Genomic DNA, 16,562 nt, shown 5'->3' with positions numbered 1-16,562 from the left:
GGGCCCGTTCTCTCATGCCCGCGACCGCACCCGAACCTCCGTCCAGATGATCACCCGCTGCCGCTCGAACAAGATCCGGTTTGCCACAACGCACTAACCGGCTCTCCCAAATTCAGCAGATAGACCGTCTCGTAGACCGTGTCGACCCCCTCTAAATGCTGAGCATGATGATCCCTGGCCTGAAGTAGCCAACGAGCTCAACCAGGAACGGCAATTCGGGGAGAAAGTGCGCCGTAAGCTCAGGAGACTGGGCGACCGCCACACCGACCGGGCTGCAGAGGCAGAGCGCACCACACGGAGAATGCGGTGAACGTGCTCTCCGCCGCACTGCCCGAGTTCCTTGGCAGCTTGGTCAGCGGGCTCGTTCTTGGGGTAGCGGGCTGGTCTATACGCCGCCGCCGTTGCAGGAGCCCCGTTCAGCCGAACCCAGAGCGCAATGACACTCCGTCCGACTGGTGATGTCCCCTTGGCCGGGCCTTCCAGGGGCTCCGGCCAAGCAGGCGCAACAGGGAAGCCCTTGTCGGACTCCTTGGATGGCGGTGTCACCTGAGCTCGACGGAGTACGAAGCTCCGGGAAAGTCCCATCCGTCGGTGCCTTCGCCGATGTCCTCCACGATGACGTCGTCGATGAAGTGGTCCTCGAATTCGTCGTCGGTGAGTTCGCCGGCCATCCAGAGTTCCTCGATCTCGTCCCAGTCGCCCCGTCGGCCGTCGATCCGCAGGGGCGCGGCGTCTCGTGTTCCGCGCTTGCGCCGGTCGGTGCCGGTGGTGACCCAGCCGCTGATCTCGAACTGGCCGTTCTTTACGTGGTCGGGGATCGGGTCGGCGGGGATGATGGCGACGTTTTCGTAGGCGGTGTGGATGAGGTCGCGGTAGCTGCGGCGGATGTTGTACTCGGGGTCGGACAGCCAGTTGACCAGGGTCTTGGTGGTCACGTGGAGCCCGGCCTCTTCCAGGGACTGGTATCCGCGGTGGGTTCCGGTGAGCTGGCTGAGCTGGGCGTGCCAGTGCTGGGCGTTGTACGAAGACAACCTGTGGCGGGGAGTGACCTGGGCGCGCAGAAGGTCATTGAGGGCGGCACCCAGGGAGCCTCCGCTGCCTGTGGGCCCGGCCATCAGTCGTCACCCTCGGGGATCATCTCGCCCGGCTGGATGAACTTGGCCTTCACTTCACCGAAGCCGGTCCCGATCCGGTACGTGGCGGGCGGCGTGTTGGCGGGTGTCCAGAAGACGGCCGCGTCGACGTTGCGCAGGGCGAGGAGCTTGTGCCCGTCCTGGACCGCCTTGAAGGCCACGGTCCAGTGGCGGACGGACGCCTCGGCGACCATGCTCATGCGCCAGTCCGGCCGCCAGAACGGGGACCGCTGTTCCTGGCGCTTGGGCCACAGCAGACGCAGCGCGATGGACAGCCGCGTCTTGTACGCCTTGTACGGCTCGCCGCCGGCCTGGACGAGCTCGATACGCGCTTTCCGGGCCGCCTCGTAGAACGGCTTGAACAGGGACTCGTTGGCCTTCCCCGTCCAGGAGTCGTGGATCGCTGGAACCGCGGCGAGGTGGCCTTCGCGGACAAGCTTCCCCAACTGCTTGATGTGCGGGGTGGTCACCCACACGCGGCCCTGCTCGTCGGGCCGCTCGATGATCCGCCCCAGAGGGTGCGGCATGTCCGTACGGATCCACTCCGGGATGTCGATGAGGTAGATACCGGCGCTGGCCTTGTCGAACGCCTCAAGGGGCCCGGTGTGCAGCAGCTTGTTCGGGGCCAGGGGAACGGCCGAACACGCAGACGGGTAGCTGCCGTTGCGGTCGATCAGGCACAGCACCCCCTCACCGAACGCGTCGGGCACATCGAGCTGATCTCGCCGGACACGCTTCCCGTTCTCCCGGATGCAGGGCACGCGCGTGCTGGTGACGTCGGGATGGACCCAGCGCGGTTCGCCGTCCATGTGCTCACTGATCAGCGGCCACGGAACGCTTTCCCGCTCCTCGATACGGATGACCCTGATCGGGTGCATCTTCGATCGGCCGACCGCGTCCTTGAGGAGCTTCAGCGCGGGGAAGGGTGCGCCTTCCGGCTCGTCCTCCTCGTCCCCCGGCTGAAGTTCCTCTTCTGCTTCTGCGTCGTCTTCGTCGTCCGGGACGTGTCCGCTGTCCGCAGCGGACTGGCCAGCGGCAGACTGCTCGGCGGTGCCGGCGGACACCGCGGTGTTATAGGCGCTCAGCGCGGCGGCGAGGCGGCGTCCCTCGGCGGTGTCCGACAACTCCTGCGGGGCCGCAGCCGCCTCGGCCAGGGACGGCCCGAGTTCGGCAAGATTTTCCTGGTCACCCTTGGCCAGCGCGCTGCGCAGCGCCGCCAGTACATGCGTGACGGCGGCCGGCAGCCCCTGGCGGGCGCCGGACGTGTAGGGAAGCGCGGCTTCCGCCAACTCGCGCTCCACGGCACTGCCGAGACTCCGCGCGGGTCCTTCGCCGCCTGTACGGCCGACGGGGGCGGCTGTGGCGTCGAGGAAACGGGCATGCAGCAGATCGGGGCGCAGGTACGCCGAGCCGATCGCACCGAAGTCGCGTTCCGCGACCGTCGCCCGGACCTTGGCGGGGTCTTCGGTCGGCGCGAGCGTCACCAGGACGTCGGCGTCCAGGAGTCCCAGGAGCGTGGGATCGTCGCTGTCCACGATGGCGAGTACCGGTACGTGCAGGGTGCGCGCGAGGGAGGCCAGGACCTGGGAGGCGTCCGTGAGCCGGTTCCCGGAAAGCGGTAGGCGGGCGTTGTGTGCGGCCTGCAGTCGGTCCACGACCACCAGGGCCAGGTCCTGGACGTACGGAGCGGTCTCCGCGATCGCCTCGGCGGTCAGGTCGCTGCCGTCGTCGATCAGCAGCGGTGCCTGGACCAACTCCTGGGCGACCTGCTGCTCATGCGCTGTGAGGCGGCCCTGCTTCAGGCGCGGGTAGTCGCCCCCGGTCTCCGCGGCGATGATCCTTCGCATGATGTCGGCCTGGTTCGGCCCTGACGCCGCATACAGGACCCGGTGGTGGTCGACGAGCGCGGTCTGCCGTGCGGCAGCCAGCCCCAGCAAACTTCCCCCCACATTCGGGGCGGCCGCCACCAGCGTCAGCCGACCCGGCTGCAGACCGCCCGTCGCGGCGTCCAGGCCGGGCAGCCCGAACGTGGCGCCCCCGGCGGAGCCGGCGGCGAGTACGGAGCCGATGGCGTCGCCCAGCGTGGCGAGCCTGCGCGGCGCGCTGCCGCGATCCTGATGGCCCTGGCTGTTCACCGCACCTCCTGCGGACGCCGCGCCCATGGCCGCGGCCGGATCGGACGAGTGGGTACCAGAGTCGGTGTCGACGGGCAGCAGCACCGCGACCGGTGTGCGGCTGCGGCGGAGCACCTGCGGCTGGCCCTGAGCCGCCCGCGAAATCAGGTCGCCGAAGTCTTTCTGCGCTGCACTGAGCACGTGGGAAGGGAATGCGTTGGCCTTCCGGGCTGCCGGAAACCGGTCCAGCGGGGCCAGCAGAGCGCGATCCTCCCGCTTGTGGATCAGTGTCGTCACCCCGTCCTCCTCGGCGCGCTTCACCAGGGCGTAGAGCTCCTTACGGGCTTCGGTCGCGTTCATCGCGGTCTCGGCCGGTGGCTCCTGACTCTGACTCACTCACCCTCCTAGTACGCTCAACTCGCCACCATGCTAACAGAAATCAACTCAGTAAATTGGATAGAGTCATACACTTAATCGGAAAGTTCACTCACTTGTGAGGTTCTTCGGTGTGAGTTGACCGCTTAAGCACTTACTGTCGGCCGACGGACCGCCGCACGACAGTGCGAAGGCCGGGGCGGTGGCCCCGGCCTTCACTCACTCCGTCCGCAGGCGATCGCACCTCGCCGAACAGGCAGGCTCAGATGCCCGCTGCCGGCGCATGCTCTTCGGGCGCCTCCTTGTACGCGACGTGTCCGATCGCAGAGTGGGCCTTGCTCAAGTTGCCGTGCAGGTCGCCCGCGAGCTCCCGCGCCCTGCCGGACGACTCGGTGAAGCGCTCAAGCACCTCGTCGAGCGGCTCGCCCCGGGAGTCGGACATCAGGCGCCCCCTGTCGTGGAGGCCCGTCTCGACGAGCGAGGCGATCGGATGGGCGGTCATACCGGGATTCATCGCGCGCAGCATGGCTCCGATGTCCTGGACGGAGACGGAGCCGCCAAGGGTCGCGGTCACGGCGGTCAGCGATGCGTCTTGCGGGGTCAGCCGCGGCGGCTCGGTGTTCTGGTCCAACTGCTGAAGTTCGGCGGGAAGTTCGCCCAGGGCGCGGCCGATGCGCTCGTCGATGCGCCGCACCCGGGCAGGGACAAGGGTGATGGTCTGGCCGCTGTCGGCGAGGTGGTTGGAGAGGTGGTCCAGTCGATCGTCCAGGTCCAGGTCCTCGCCTGTGCCGTCGTCCTCGCCGGGGAGGGCGACGGTGTCCACGGAGGCACGGAAGGCGGCACGGATCGTTGCCTCCGGTACCGGACGACCCTCGGCGAACAGCAGCAGCGCCAGGGCCGTCGGCCTCTTGCCCCGGCCCGCGAGCCGGGCGAGGCGGGCGAGAGCGACGACCAGGTCGAAGCTCTCGGACGGCGGCGAGGAAGTGCTCCCCCGCCCCTGGCCAAGGCCTCCGCCGGGGACGTTTCCCGGCAGGAGTCCAGCCCGCCGCCAGCCAGCGAGCTTCTTGGCCGTGATGGCGAAGCCGTGACGCGCGGCGTGATCGATGAGCTGCTGGTCCGCGGCGCTGAGCTTGCTGGGGGACATGGCGTGAATGTAGCGGCCCGCACCGGCCGCGGACGGGATTTTAGAGACCCCCACGTTCGTCCGGTCACTTCGCCGTCCGCCCGGTGAAGTGGTGCCGAAGGGGCGTCGAAGGGACGTAGTGGTGCCGTCGCGCATCAGCCACCTTGGATGCAATCTGTCCGCTGCATGCAGCAGCGGCGGCGCCTTCCGCGGACGCTGCTGCTGTATGCCCGATGCACAAAGGAACGCACCCTCATGACAACGGACGCGGACGCGGCCCCTCCGCAGGACAGCGAGCACCGGGAACAGCGCCTGCTGGTACTTTTCCTCGCCCTGCTGATCGGACTGCTGATCACCGGTACAGTCGTTTACCTCGCCCGCGTGCATCCGGCTCTTGCGCAGCCCCTGGCGGTAGGAGCCGCCGTCATGAGCGCCCTCGCCGGCGTCGTGGGCCGCGTCCTGCGGCGCTGATCGAGAACCGCGGCCCCGCACATCGCGCGGCCTCGCCTCGGTGACGTCACTTGCCTTCGATAGGACAGACACCGCCCCCGTGACGGGGCCTCCTGACTGCTCCGCCCAGCGTCGCCGTGCGACGAACTCGGCAGGGTGAATCCTGCACTTGCAGAGAACCCCGCCCGTGCACGAACACGTACCGACAGACGTGGAACCGATCCAAGACACGCATCAGTCCGAACCCGGCCTGCTCGTCATCGACGTAGCGGCCGGGACGACGACACGGTGATCTTCCAGAACGCCATCGCCCGACCATGGGCCACGGCCATCGACCGCACAACCCGAGATCCCGGCCAGCCCGGCGCGCGGGTGCGCATGTACGTCAATCTGCGGCAGGGCCTGGCACAGACCTCTCCGCCGCAACGGGCGCTGGCCGGTGACACGCAAGAGGCTGGGTCCGTCACCACGGGGGGAGTGACGGACCCAGCCTGAGGTCCACGGTGGCACACCCGTCGCCGACGCGCTCGGTCTGCGGGTGAAGTCGTCGCGGGATGGCGTGACTTCGTTCGAGCGGCCCGCTATACGCGGGCCCGCAGCAGGGCGAGGACGGCGGCCGCGTACGCGCAGGATCAGTCCCAGACGGCGAAGTAGTCGGTATGCAATTGGTCGAACTCCTCGTCCCGGCCCGGCTGGACGCGCATGCCGCTGCCGCGGCGGAGGGTTACGGCTTCATCCACCGTCTCCTCACCGAGGCCGGTGTCGCCCTGCGCGGCCGGGGCGGGGCCACGCGCAGCCGGCGTGCGTTCTACGAGAGGCCGGCGGCGGTGACGGTCACGGCGAGGATGAGGCCGATCGTGACGTTGAGGATGCCGCGATTCCTTCCGACGATCTTCTTGGCCGCATCGGTGCCCTGGCTGGTCAGGGGCACGTTGCTGGAGGTCTTCACGCTCTGGGTGTCGATCACGGAGGCGGTCGGCTCGGGCTTGTGTCCCTCCTTCACTCGAGCCAGTCCCGTCAGGTCGTAATTGAGCTGGGCGAAGATTCCTTCGTCGCGCCAGGCAGCGTAGTAGGCGTAGACGGTGCCATGGTTCGGGAGGTCGTGCGGGAGGTATTTCCAGGGGATTCCTGTGCGGTTGACGTAGAGGATTGCGTTGAAGACGTCGCGGAGTTCGAATTGCGCCGGCCGTCCGGTTGGTCTGCGGTCGAGCCGGGCTTTTTCTCCAGGCCGTCAACGTCGGCTCGATCAGGGCCCATCGGGCGTCGGACAGGTCGCTGGGGTAGAGCTTGCGCTCCCTCACGGCATACCGTGATCACGTACAAGCCGGAGGACTCGATTTCGCTAGCGATACGGCGATTCCGTGGTTCGCGCGTTCTTGACTTCCGCTCCCCGCCCTAAAGGGCAGCACACTGCGATTAAGGGTTGTCCCGTAAATGATCTCCGATAGATCCGAGTGCGGACTGCTCACCGGTGGGTCCTTCCCTTACTCCGTGAAGGCGAGGTTGTGCAGGTGGGCGATGCCGAGCATCGCGTGGTGGACGCCGTCGCCTTTGAGGCGGCAGTCGCGGAGGATCTTCCAGCCCTTCATTCGGGCGAGGGTGTGCTCGACGCGGGCACGGACCTGCTTGTGCGAGCGGTTGTGTTCCTCCTTCCAGGCCGGGAGTTCACATCCCTTCTGGCGCCGGTGCGGGATGACCAGCCCGGTGCCCTGGTAGCCGCCATCAGCGATGGTCATGGTGGTGCCGACGGCGGCCTTAGCGCCGGACTCCTGCCAGCCGCGGGAGTCGTGGCGGTTGCCCGGCAGGGGCCGACCGACCACGACGACCAGGCGGGTGTCGGCGTCGATGACGACCTGATGGGCTGTGGAATAGCGATAGTTCTTCGACTGCTCGGCGATGGAGTGGTCGCGGGTGGGCACCAGAGTGCCGTCCACGATCAGCACGGTGTCTTTGCGGAACCGCTGGGGGCTGGAGCGCCAGGAGTGGGCCGAGGTGGTCGATGATGCGGTCAGCCGCGGATTTCGAGATCCCGAACAGCGGGGCGAGCTGGCGCATCGTCAAGTTCGTGCGCCAATAGGCCGTTACCAGCAACACGCGGTCTTCCAGCGAGAGACTCCACGGGCGTCCCCGCCGTACTTCACCAGCACCTTGACGGCGTACAGTCGTCACCAACTTGCCGAAGCAGCGCGGGCTCAGCCCGGCAAACGGCACTATCCAAGACGGCTCCGACGCCGTGATCACACCAGCCACACCAAGATCGTTTCACTGTGGCTGATCCCCCCGCCGGCAGGCCGCCGGAAACTGGTCGCTCAGACTGTGGAATCCCGGCGTGATCCCGTGGCGAAGGCGAGGATGTCGGGTACTGCCTCGCGCAGGCTCCCGAAGTGGCGGTGCACGCCGTCCACCGGAACCGGGGCGTTGACTCCCCACACTGTCATGCCGGCCCGCAGCCCGGACTCGACTCCAGACGGCGCGTCCTCAATGACCAGGCAGTCCTCCGGCTTGGCACCGAGACGCTCCGCGGCCAGCAGGTAGGGGACCGGCGACGGCTTGCCCTCCTCGACGGCAGCGGCATCCACAACCACGCCCGGAACCGGTAGTCCAGTCCGGGCGAACCGCCCGCGCACCCGGTGCTCGTAGTTCGAGGTCACCAGCGCCCAGCACCCCGAGGGCAGGCCGGACAGCAACTCCGATGCACCGTCGAAAGCGGCATAGACACCGGACCGGACATCTTCGTCCTCCAGTTCATGCAACGCGGTCAGGCATTTCCGCGGGTCTTGCTCCGGGGCCACCGCCGAGAAGGTCTCCAGAGGACGCGTCCGCAGCGCCACCTGATAGACCACGTCAGGGTCGAGTCCGTACTGCGCCGCCCGCGCCTCCCAGACCCGACGCTGGTTGGCCACCGCGTCGATCAACGTCCCGTCAACATCAAAGAGGACATACGTCGCGGAGCCCGGCTGGGTAAGTTCGCTGGTCACTCCGCGATCATGCCATCAGCCCATCGAGCTGGTAGTTGCGGGACAGCCCTTAGTCCCGGTAGCCGACGATCGTAAAAGAGTGGTGGCACTCCTTACAGGTGGCGTATGGATTTCGCGCCGCAGGAGGATCATCATCAAACGCAGTAAAGGCGGGCTGCGAAGGCGGCCGGAATCCAGGTTGCACCAGCACGCCGACGCCCCGTCTGCAGCGGGAGGGAACGCCGAGAGCTGGATCTACCTCATCCTCTTGCTCGGCGTACCCGTGGGATTCATCCAAGGCTCAGAATTCTCACTCTGGAGGGGATGGGTATGGGACGCATTACCGTCATCGCAAGCGTACTGACCGCCACGGCGCTCATGACGGCCGTGAGTATGACTCCGGCCAGCGCGGATTCCATTGCCGACTACGACAGTTACATCCGGAACTCATGGCAGGACGGATGGGGAGGCGTCTATCCCTACCCGCTAGGTGCCCCACAGGGAGTCGCCGGTGCGTCTGTGAACGACTTCTGCAATAGGAACGGGTTCGGGGGCGGCTGCCAGCTGGTCTCCTTCGACGAAGAATCTCGTCAGGTTGACGTCGACTACAGAAGGACGGTCAGTACTGCGCCCTATACCAACTGTAACGAGAAGCAAGTGGAAACTCCCAGCATCGCATATACGAAAACGAACACGGCCACCACTACCGTGGGAGTGAGCATCGCCGTCGCCCACTCCATCGAAATCCATGCCGGACTCCCCGTATTTGGCGGCTCCTCGTCCTGGACCTTTACGATCACTGCGTCCACCAGCTATGCGTGGGGAGAGTCAACCTCGCAGGCCGACACCTGGCCCGTCACGGTCAATCCGGGCTATCAAGGCTGGCTGGATTGGGCCACCTACCACGGCACGGCCCACGGAATCGCGACCGTGGTCCTCACCGGCCCACACCCGGAATTCAACATCCTCCACGGGGGTACCTACAAGATAGTCACGGACATCAAGGGGGATCTACCCGAACCGGCTGTTGGCTCGCCTGCGTGGTATGCCCAGCCCAATGGCAGTACCTTCCTCAGCAATTTCCGTCGGTTGAGCAATGCTGAGCTCAGCAGGCTGTGTCCTTCCTGGCAGAAAGATTCCGCCGGAAATCTTCAGGAGTGGAAGGGCTCCGGCCCCACCAACGGCTACTGGGTGACGCGCTCCGACAGCGGCGACGCCACCCCCGTCGACTTCGTCATCTGAACCAGCCGGACGAGGGTCATCGTTCCACGATGGCCCTCGTCGTGCCGTGCTCCGCGGACGGGACAGGCGCGGGCCAGACACGGCCATGTCTTCCACGGCGAGTGGACCTACGTTCTGCGCGCCACGAGGCGCGACCTTAGGTGTGGCGCTCCTTGCGGCCGGATAGACCAAGGACGGTCAGGGCGCAGGTGCAGATGGCGGCGGCGACGATGGCGGCCCCCGTCGTCGCCCGCGGGGTGCCCACATGGACCGCGAGGCGGGAGGCGGACGGGACCGGGGCGAAGCTTGCTCCAGCGCTTCTGTGTACGCTGCACAGCAGGTGATCTTGTCCAGCCGTCTTCGTGAGCGAGCGTAACAAAGCCCGATACCTCGGCCAGCACGGCTCGGGCCGCGCTTGAAGCGGCCGACTTGACTCCTTCGACAGCCACGGACTCTTTGGCATAGGGACGCTCCTGTGGCGGGGCCAGCGCGCCGTTGGAAAAGTCGGGTGATGGAGAGCCCATCGGGGTCTCAACGGACCAGGAGGTGACCTGGTGGTCGTACGTCATCTGCGTATCGGGCATGGGTATGTGACCAGCGTGCGAGACGAAGGTGCGGGAGAACCGTACGTGCTTGTGCACGGTTCACCCTTGGACCAGCGCTCATGGGACGGGATCGTGCCGCTGCTGGCCACCGGCGCCAGGGTGATCACTTATGACCTCAGGGGGCATGGCACCGCCGCAAGCGCCCCGCCCGCCCGCACGCGCGACGACTTCGTTGACGACCTGGTGAAGCTTCTGGATCAACTGGAGATCAAGAAGGTCCACCTGCTCGGTCACTCGTTCGGCGGCCAGATCGCGCAGCTTTTTGCAGCCCGTCTGGCCGGGCGGACACGACGGCTTGCTCTGCTGTGTACGCGGGCGACACCTTTCCCACCCTTTGCCGACGCGGCGAGCGCGCTGGAGCAAAACGGCCTGCCGGACCCGGCCCCTATCCTTGCTCGCTGGTTCCCACCCGAGGCGATCAAGGCTGATGCAGCGCCGGTTCGTTACGCCAAATCCTGCCTTCTCGGAGCCGATCCGGCCGTGTGGGCGTCGGAGTTCCGCATGATCGCCGAGTACGACGGCCGGGACGCCCTGCGCGCGATCACAGCGCCGACGTCGGTCATTGCCGCCGAGCACGACCACGTGGCTACCCCGGAAGCGATGAAGGACATAGCAGGCCTCCTACGCAAGGCACGTTTCCACCTGCTGGAGGGCTCCTACCATCTAGCTCCCCTCCTCGACGTCGAAAGGGTCGCCGCCCTTCTCGGGGAAGGACCTGCATCCACCCGCCGGTAAGCACCTACCATGCTCTCCATGGCGTGCCGGCCTCCGAGCAGAAGCCGCGGCGGGCGACCCGGTGGCGGCGGCGCGATTGCCGCAGCACGGTGGTAATGACGTGGTGGTGCCAGCTGGGCCAGGATCGGCCTTCGACGTGGTCCAGGCCCAGGCCGTGTTTGAGTTCGCGGTAGTCGTGCTCAATGCGCCAGCGGACCTTGGCCAGACGGACCAGATCGGCGACGGGAGTGTCGGCCGGCAGGTTGGACAGCCAGTAATCGGTCGGCGCCTCGGCGCTGACGGGCCATTCGACCAGCAGCCAGCAGTCGGGCAGGACCCCGTCCCACCAGCCTTGTTCAGCCGAGGCGGCGGCCTTGACAGGGCGCTCTACTGCTTTGCCTGCGGGGCGCACACGCAAGGCGGCAAAGCGGGAGCGTAACTCCCCTCGCGAACCGTTCCGCCAGGGGAGAGGGATGAATGCCTCCTCTCCGAGGCCGGTGGCCACGGCTGCCACCGACAGTGCCGGCTGCCGGTAGCGGGGCTGCGGCCAGCAGCCGGTGGGCCCGTTGCGGTCAGGGGCGACGGGCTCCGCGTCGAATGGCTGGGCGGTGATATCCGCGCGGACGGCCAGCACGTAGGCGAGCTGGCGCTCGGCCAGTGCGGCTCGCAGATGTGCGTTGGTGCGGTAGGCGGCGTCGGCCACCACCACCGGCGGTGTCATGTTCCAGGTGGCGAGGGTGTCGAGCATGTCCAGGGCCAGGCGCCACTTCTCACGATGGGTGACGTCGGGCGGGATCCGGGTGATGGTCCGCCGGTCGGTGTCCGACGCCCGTCCCTGGGGCAGGAACAGACGCCATTGCAGCGGGCAGGAGGCGGTATCGGTCGCGGCGTGGACGCTGACCGCGACCTGGCAGTTGGCCCGCTTGCCCAAGGCGCCGCAGTACTGCGGGGCCACGCCGGCCGACATCTGGCCGTCCTTGGGCACCGACACATCGTCGATCACCCAGGCCGTCGGCTGGATCAACGGCAGCATGCGTTCGCAGATCCGCCGCTGGACGGGCACCGGATCCCCCGTGGACTGGTTCACGAACTGCTGCAGGTTCTGCTCGTTGCCGTCCGGCAGCCGGGACGACATGGCCTGGACCGACTTGCGGCAAGAATTCCGCAGAATTTTTGACGTTACGACGGTCGGCAGCAGGTGCGCCATGAGGACAGCGTCGCGGATGCCCCCGAACCTGTGGCGAACTGGCACACCCCCGCGCATGCAGCGGAGTTCGGCGTCGAGAAGCGGCGCGTCATCGAGTTACTGCTGCTCCTGCCGGCCAAGCAGCGGGCGGTCCTGGCGTGGATATTGGACGGGTTCACCACGCAGAAGAGCGCAGAGGCCATGGGGATCACCGCTGAGGCTGCACGCCAGAACCTGTCGCGGGCCAGAGCGACCCTGAATACGCAACTTCGCTTGGAGGTATCCGACGCTGCTGGAGAGGAGGGGTCATGAGGCGGGACAGTGCAGATGTACAGCTCGACCTGCTGCTGGCTAGTGTGCATGAGCAGTTGGAAATCGTGGTCGCCGACGCGCTGATGGGCAGGGGTGGGCCTCCGGAACTGCACGATCCGGACCGGGCGCTGGGCCGCCTGCTGGCGTCCGCTCACCGACAGACCGCTGCTGCCGTCGGCCAGCGCCTGGCCGGGTGAAAGAAGCGGTTCACCCGCAGGCACCTGTCGGCGCCGGGGGAAGCGCGTACGACGGGCGGGGCACGCTGGCACACAGGCCGGCGGCGGTGCGGCTGAAGTTTCGCGAGGATGCCTTGCGCGTGTCGCGTGAGTACTGCCTGGGGACTTGGTCCGGATACTGCGGGATGCGCTGGAACATGTTCAAAGGCTCACGGCGGATCTGGAGGCGGAGCGGTTGCCGCCTGACGCGTGCCGCCGCCTCACAAAGGTGAGCTCCCGCCTCGCGTCCGTTCAAGCATTGCCGGAGTCGTCCCCACTGCCTCCGGCGGTGGCGGGCTACGCCACCTCGAAACAGTCGCCAACAGACTGTCCACCTGTGCACTGCGCCTGACGGCGGTGGTGGACAGTGCACAGCAGCCGCTGGAAACGGAGTTGCTGCCCCACCTGCTGGAGAAGGACATCTCGTGGCTCGGCGGGCTCGAGGTGGCGCACGACCTGGTTGACGATCTCGATCTCGCACACCGGGAGGCGATGGCTTCTGGCAGCAGTGGTGGACAAGATCGACCGGGCGAGTGCGGACTTCTGCGGCGCGGACCTGCGGTCCGTGGACTTGGACGGAGTCGATCTGGAGGGGGTGCGGTGGGACAGCACCTCGGTGTGGCCGTCGAAATGGCACAACCGGATCTGGAGAGCCTTACTGGCGGCCGAGACCGGAATGGGGGTACTCGTCGTGGGCGTGGAGTCTCACGACAGTTCGGTGCCGGCCGACATCTGAGTCGCCCTGCCGGCACCACCACGTGAAGCAGTCGCCGATTGCCGGTACGAGAACGGCGGGAAGAGCCATGGGCGGCGGCGGCGTCCATCGCAGCCGAGGCCCCCTCAAAGTGCCGAGCTGGGGATGATGAACCTGCTCCGGGCCGAGAAGGCTCCTCGTTTCAGGACCAGCGTGATAATCACGTATTCGCCATGGTTCCCGTCCGTTCCGGGGCCCCAGTTGGGAGCTGAGGCCGCAGCGATCCATTAAAGGAAGCCAACCTACAGCGTCACGAAATAGGTCACTGGAGAGCTGGTTACGGGGAAACTCGTACGGCGGGTTCGGAGGGGGGCCGTGCGGAAAATGACCTGCCACCAGCAGGAACCTCGCCGCGCGGCCTACCCAACCAACGCTCTCAAGCACTTCCTGGCATCGCGACCGGGCACGACAAGACCGCGGCCTCCTAACAAGCCGCGGTCTTGTCGTGTCAGCCCTACTAAGGGTAAATCATTTCTACGAAGACGCTGCACGAGGGACATACCATTTCTGGTTGTCGCCGCCGTTGCACTCGTAGATAATCAGCTGCTTATCGATGATGCCATTGGGAACGTCCAGACACTTTTCGGACCAGGGGTTTATGAGGGTGTTTCCGGTGAGCTCCCAAGACTGGCCGCCGCTGTCATTGCACCGATGGATCTGGACTCCGGCGCCTTCATCGGTGGAACCCCAGGCAACGTCAAGGCACTTACCGAGGGCTTGAATGGTGCCATTCTTGTCCATTGTCCAGTTTTGGGCCTGGGTGCCGTTGCACTCATGCAGCTGCACCGGCGTCCAGTCCTCGCTCCTCCCACCCTGAACATCCAGACACTTCCCGCCCAACCCTGTGATCTTCCCAATGGCCCCGTCAGTCTCGGTGCCGTGGTTTATGGGCGTGCCAATCGGGCCAGGCTCGGTGATTACGGTTGCAGGGGGATCGGCGGGATCGTGGTTGCCAGAAACGTGACCCTCGCACGCACCATACTCTTCTTCGGCTGTCAATCTGGCGACCTGGCTGACTACGCCTTCAGTCTGCCGGACCGACCCGGCGTCAGCTGGCCTGGGAAGATCACCTTTGATCGTGGTGAAGATCTTATAGCGGCCTGCATCCAGATCTGGTGCCTTGGTTTTGTCGACTAGCTTGATTTCCACTTCGGCCACTCCGTAGGAGGTGCCGTGATAGGTGCCGAATTCGAGCCAGCCCTTGTATCCAGGTGGGACCCTCACCTCGGTGCCGTTGCGCACTTCGCTCGACTCGCCCCACGCATAGCTGTAGGAAGCCCCAACGGTGTAGTTGACAGATGCCTGGACCCCCAGACCCAATGGCGCGACAGAGAAGGTGATGGCATGGCTGAGGGAAATGCTGAACCCTGCCGTATGGGTTGCGGTTTTGGTATAGGCGAAAGCAAGCGAATACGGTTCAGTTTCCTTACCGCAGTTGGTTCTCGTCTCGGAGATCCGGTAGCTGTAGTCGGGATCGGAATGCTGCCGCTCCAATTCACCGTAGGACACAAGGCGACATTGCGCGTACCCTTCGCCGAGGCCTACCTTATTGCAGTAGTCCTCGGCTTCAGCGCTGTAGCCGTCAGGCTTAACGTAGTCGATAGGTTGAGTGGTGCCGCCTGGTTGAGTGGTGGCGCCTGGTTGAGTGGTGGCGCCTGGGGGGTTAACTTGGATAACGGTCCCGTCGGGACAAGATATTTCTGTCCAGCCGAAGTTAATTGTGCGGGTTACGTACTCCTGGGGCGCACAGGTAGCGGCCGAGGCTTTGACGGGCTCCATCAACAACGCCGCTGTCGCGACTGTCACTCCACATGCGGTGAATCCCGCAATTCTTCGGTTTAGTCCAAATCTCATGAGGCTTCCCTCTCAACCTGAAATCCGGCGGGGTACTCTGGGCCGGCAACTCGAATTGCCCAGAGTCTGTCGCCTGCGTCCTGTCAGGTGTACCCCCAATGCTGTAAAGGCTCAGCCGTTTCTTTGACAGCAACGTCAGCCGTGGACAGCCGGGCGAAGTCTTCGGGCAGGAGAGGCTTAGTACTCCAGCAGCGGTTCTCCATTTGTGCTGGTCGGAGTGCCAGCTTGGAGTCTAAGGGCTTGCAGATCATTAACACGTTGCCTTGATCTTGCTTCCGGGATCGCTGCTCTGGGCGAGGACTCGCGCCTGGAGGGGCACGAGGGCAGCGGGTGGGGGTGGTTGCCGGTGGGATGACGATGCCTTGTGCTTCAAGCAGTTTCCTGATCTTCAGCAGGGTGCGGTGCATGGCTGTGCGGCTGCTGCCGAAGAGCACGGCGAGGGGTTCCGCGGCCAGGGAGAGGTGCAGGTGGAGCACGGCGGCCAGGACCTGTTCGGGGAAGGCGAGCCGGGGCGGGCGGCCGCGACGGTCGTCCCCGTCCGGGGCCAAAGTCTGTGTGAGGTCGTTCAGTTGCCGCACGGACATGCCGGTCAGCGCGGGGGCGGCCAGCAGGACCTGGTCCCACTCCGGTGCCGGTGTTTGTGGGGCCCGGGTCGCCGGGATGGCCGGGGCCGGTTGGGGGTGCAGGACGTAGTTCCAGTCGCCGTGGAAGCCGTGGCGGGTCAGTGGCAGGGCTGCCATCTCCGCGTCACCGATCTGTACTCCGGTCGGGTAGGTGCTGGTGTCGAGTTCGGCTTGGACGCGCAGTCCGGTGCGGGTGGTTGTTGCGGCGATGGACTGGACGATGACTTCGTGGCTGGTCAGCGGGCGGCCGCGCCAGTTCATGGTGATGTGGGAGAAGAGGCGGTGCTCGATCTTGTTCCACTTCGATGTGCCCGGCGGCAGGTGGCAGACGGTGATTGTCAGTCCTGTTTCAGCGGCGAGCCGGGCGAGTTCGAGTTTCCAGGACCGGGTGCGGTAGCCATTGGAGCCGCCCGCGTCGGCTGTGATCAGCAGCCGCGTCGCCTGCGGGTAGGCAGCGTGGCCCTGGCCGTGCCACCAGCGGCGGATCGATTCCACCGCGAACGCGACGGTGTCGTGATCGGTGCCGACGTTGACCCAGCCAGTGTTCGCCGCCAGGTCGTAGACCCCGTACGGGATCGCCTTCCCCAACCGCGGGTCGGCGAAGTCGTGCATGTTCACTGGCACCGGATCACCGACCGGGCGCCACTGGCGGCCGTCGTTCTTGAACTCGCCGACGAGCTCCTTCTTCTTGGTGTCCACGCTGATGACCGGCTGGCCGGCGTCCCGCTGTTCGCGGGCTTGCTCGTTGAGGTAACGGAACTGCTCGTCCCGGTCCACGTGCTGACTGCCCTCGAGCGTCTTGGCGTTGGCCTGCAGACACCTCAGGCACTCAGTGCGTTGTGGCAAACCGGATCTTGTTCGAGCGGCAGCGGGTGATCATCTGGACGGAGGTTCGGGTGCGGTCGCGGGCATGAGAGAACGGGCCC

11 protein-coding genes and 5 pseudogenes are annotated in these 16,562 nt (G+C 66.1%); 7 read left to right on the top strand and 9 right to left on the bottom strand.

The annotated features are described in order from the left end of the window. Positions 1-542 precede the first annotated feature (542 nt). From AB0D12_RS39910 to AB0D12_RS39900, 3 genes are all read right to left on the bottom strand, one after another. Positions 543-1,115, bottom strand: a complete 573-nt coding sequence (locus AB0D12_RS39910; RefSeq protein WP_362694625.1) for a hypothetical protein — start codon at positions 1,113-1,115, stop codon at positions 543-545. Beyond that, the gene (locus AB0D12_RS39905; protein ID WP_362694622.1) at positions 1,115-3,643 is read right to left on the bottom strand and encodes a DnaB-like helicase C-terminal domain-containing protein; all 2,529 of its coding nucleotides are present in this window, start codon (positions 3,641-3,643) and stop codon (positions 1,115-1,117) included. The genes AB0D12_RS39910 and AB0D12_RS39905 overlap by 1 nt, the downstream gene beginning before the upstream one ends. 241 nt (positions 3,644-3,884) lie before the next feature. After that, positions 3,885-4,766: a hypothetical protein gene (locus AB0D12_RS39900; protein ID WP_362694619.1), complete on the bottom strand. Its 882-nt coding sequence runs from the start codon at positions 4,764-4,766 to the stop codon at positions 3,885-3,887. 234 nt (positions 4,767-5,000) lie between these two features. On the opposite strand from AB0D12_RS39900, the gene AB0D12_RS39895 reads away from it, so the two are divergent. Further along, entirely contained in the window at positions 5,001-5,216 is a 216-nt protein-coding gene (locus AB0D12_RS39895; protein WP_362694616.1) for a hypothetical protein, read from the top strand. A 166-nt stretch (positions 5,217-5,382) separates the two neighbouring features. Next, a pseudogene (locus AB0D12_RS39890) lies at positions 5,383-5,690 on the top strand (DUF6207 family protein). Between the two features lie 316 nt (positions 5,691-6,006). Here the strand turns inward: AB0D12_RS39890 and AB0D12_RS39885 are convergent. The 3 genes and pseudogenes from AB0D12_RS39885 to AB0D12_RS39875 all read right to left on the bottom strand — a co-directional run. Beyond that, positions 6,007-6,496: pseudogene (locus AB0D12_RS39885) on the bottom strand (transposase); the annotation flags it as partial. Positions 6,497-6,679: 183 nt separating this feature from the next. Further along, positions 6,680-7,445, bottom strand: a pseudogene (locus AB0D12_RS39880) (transposase). A 59-nt stretch (positions 7,446-7,504) separates the two neighbouring features. Beyond that, positions 7,505-8,173, bottom strand: coding sequence for an HAD-IA family hydrolase (locus tag AB0D12_RS39875; protein WP_362694613.1), 669 nt, complete (start codon positions 8,171-8,173; stop codon positions 7,505-7,507). Positions 8,174-8,482: 309 nt separating this feature from the next. On the opposite strand from AB0D12_RS39875, the gene AB0D12_RS39870 reads away from it, so the two are divergent. Then, a complete protein-coding gene (locus AB0D12_RS39870; protein WP_362694610.1) occupies positions 8,483-9,394 on the top strand; it encodes a hypothetical protein in 912 nt (303 codons plus the stop codon). A gap of 533 nt (positions 9,395-9,927) precedes the next feature. Further along, a complete protein-coding gene (locus AB0D12_RS39865; RefSeq protein WP_362694607.1) occupies positions 9,928-10,713 on the top strand; it encodes an alpha/beta hydrolase in 786 nt (261 codons plus the stop codon). Between the two features lie 97 nt (positions 10,714-10,810). On the opposite strand, the pseudogene AB0D12_RS39860 reads toward AB0D12_RS39865, so the two are convergent. Beyond that, positions 10,811-11,863: pseudogene (locus AB0D12_RS39860) on the bottom strand (IS701 family transposase); the annotation flags it as partial. Between the two features lie 27 nt (positions 11,864-11,890). Between AB0D12_RS39860 and AB0D12_RS39855 the strand changes: the two are divergent. The 3 genes from AB0D12_RS39855 (at position 11,891) to AB0D12_RS39845 (ending at position 13,141) form a co-directional block, all read left to right on the top strand. Beyond that, the gene (locus tag AB0D12_RS39855; RefSeq protein ID WP_362694604.1) at positions 11,891-12,190 is read left to right on the top strand and encodes a sigma factor-like helix-turn-helix DNA-binding protein; all 300 of its coding nucleotides are present in this window, start codon (positions 11,891-11,893) and stop codon (positions 12,188-12,190) included. Then, positions 12,187-12,387 carry a hypothetical protein gene (locus tag AB0D12_RS39850; protein WP_362694601.1) on the top strand — a complete coding sequence of 67 codons (201 nt, stop codon included), beginning with the start codon at positions 12,187-12,189 and terminating at the stop codon, positions 12,385-12,387. The genes AB0D12_RS39855 and AB0D12_RS39850 overlap by 4 nt, the downstream gene beginning before the upstream one ends. Before the next feature lie 478 nt (positions 12,388-12,865). Beyond that, on the top strand, positions 12,866-13,141 hold the full coding sequence (locus tag AB0D12_RS39845; RefSeq protein ID WP_362694599.1) for a pentapeptide repeat-containing protein: 276 nt from the start codon (positions 12,866-12,868) through the stop codon (positions 13,139-13,141). Between the two features lie 492 nt (positions 13,142-13,633). On the opposite strand, the gene AB0D12_RS39840 is transcribed toward AB0D12_RS39845, so the two are convergent. Together AB0D12_RS39840 and AB0D12_RS39835 are read right to left on the bottom strand one after the other, a co-directional pair. Further along, positions 13,634-14,965, bottom strand: coding sequence for a ricin-type beta-trefoil lectin domain protein (locus AB0D12_RS39840; protein ID WP_362694596.1), 1,332 nt, complete (start codon positions 14,963-14,965; stop codon positions 13,634-13,636). Positions 14,966-15,263: 298 nt separating this feature from the next. Beyond that, positions 15,264-16,452, bottom strand: a pseudogene (locus tag AB0D12_RS39835) (ISAzo13 family transposase); the annotation flags it as partial. Positions 16,453-16,562: the final 110 nt, after the last annotated feature.

The organism is Streptomyces sp. NPDC048479 (genome assembly GCF_040651435.1).
Classification (GTDB): domain Bacteria; phylum Actinomycetota; class Actinomycetes; order Streptomycetales; family Streptomycetaceae; genus Streptomyces.
Note: the sequence above shows the minus strand (reverse complement) of the source record. Positions and strands in the feature narration are given on the sequence as shown.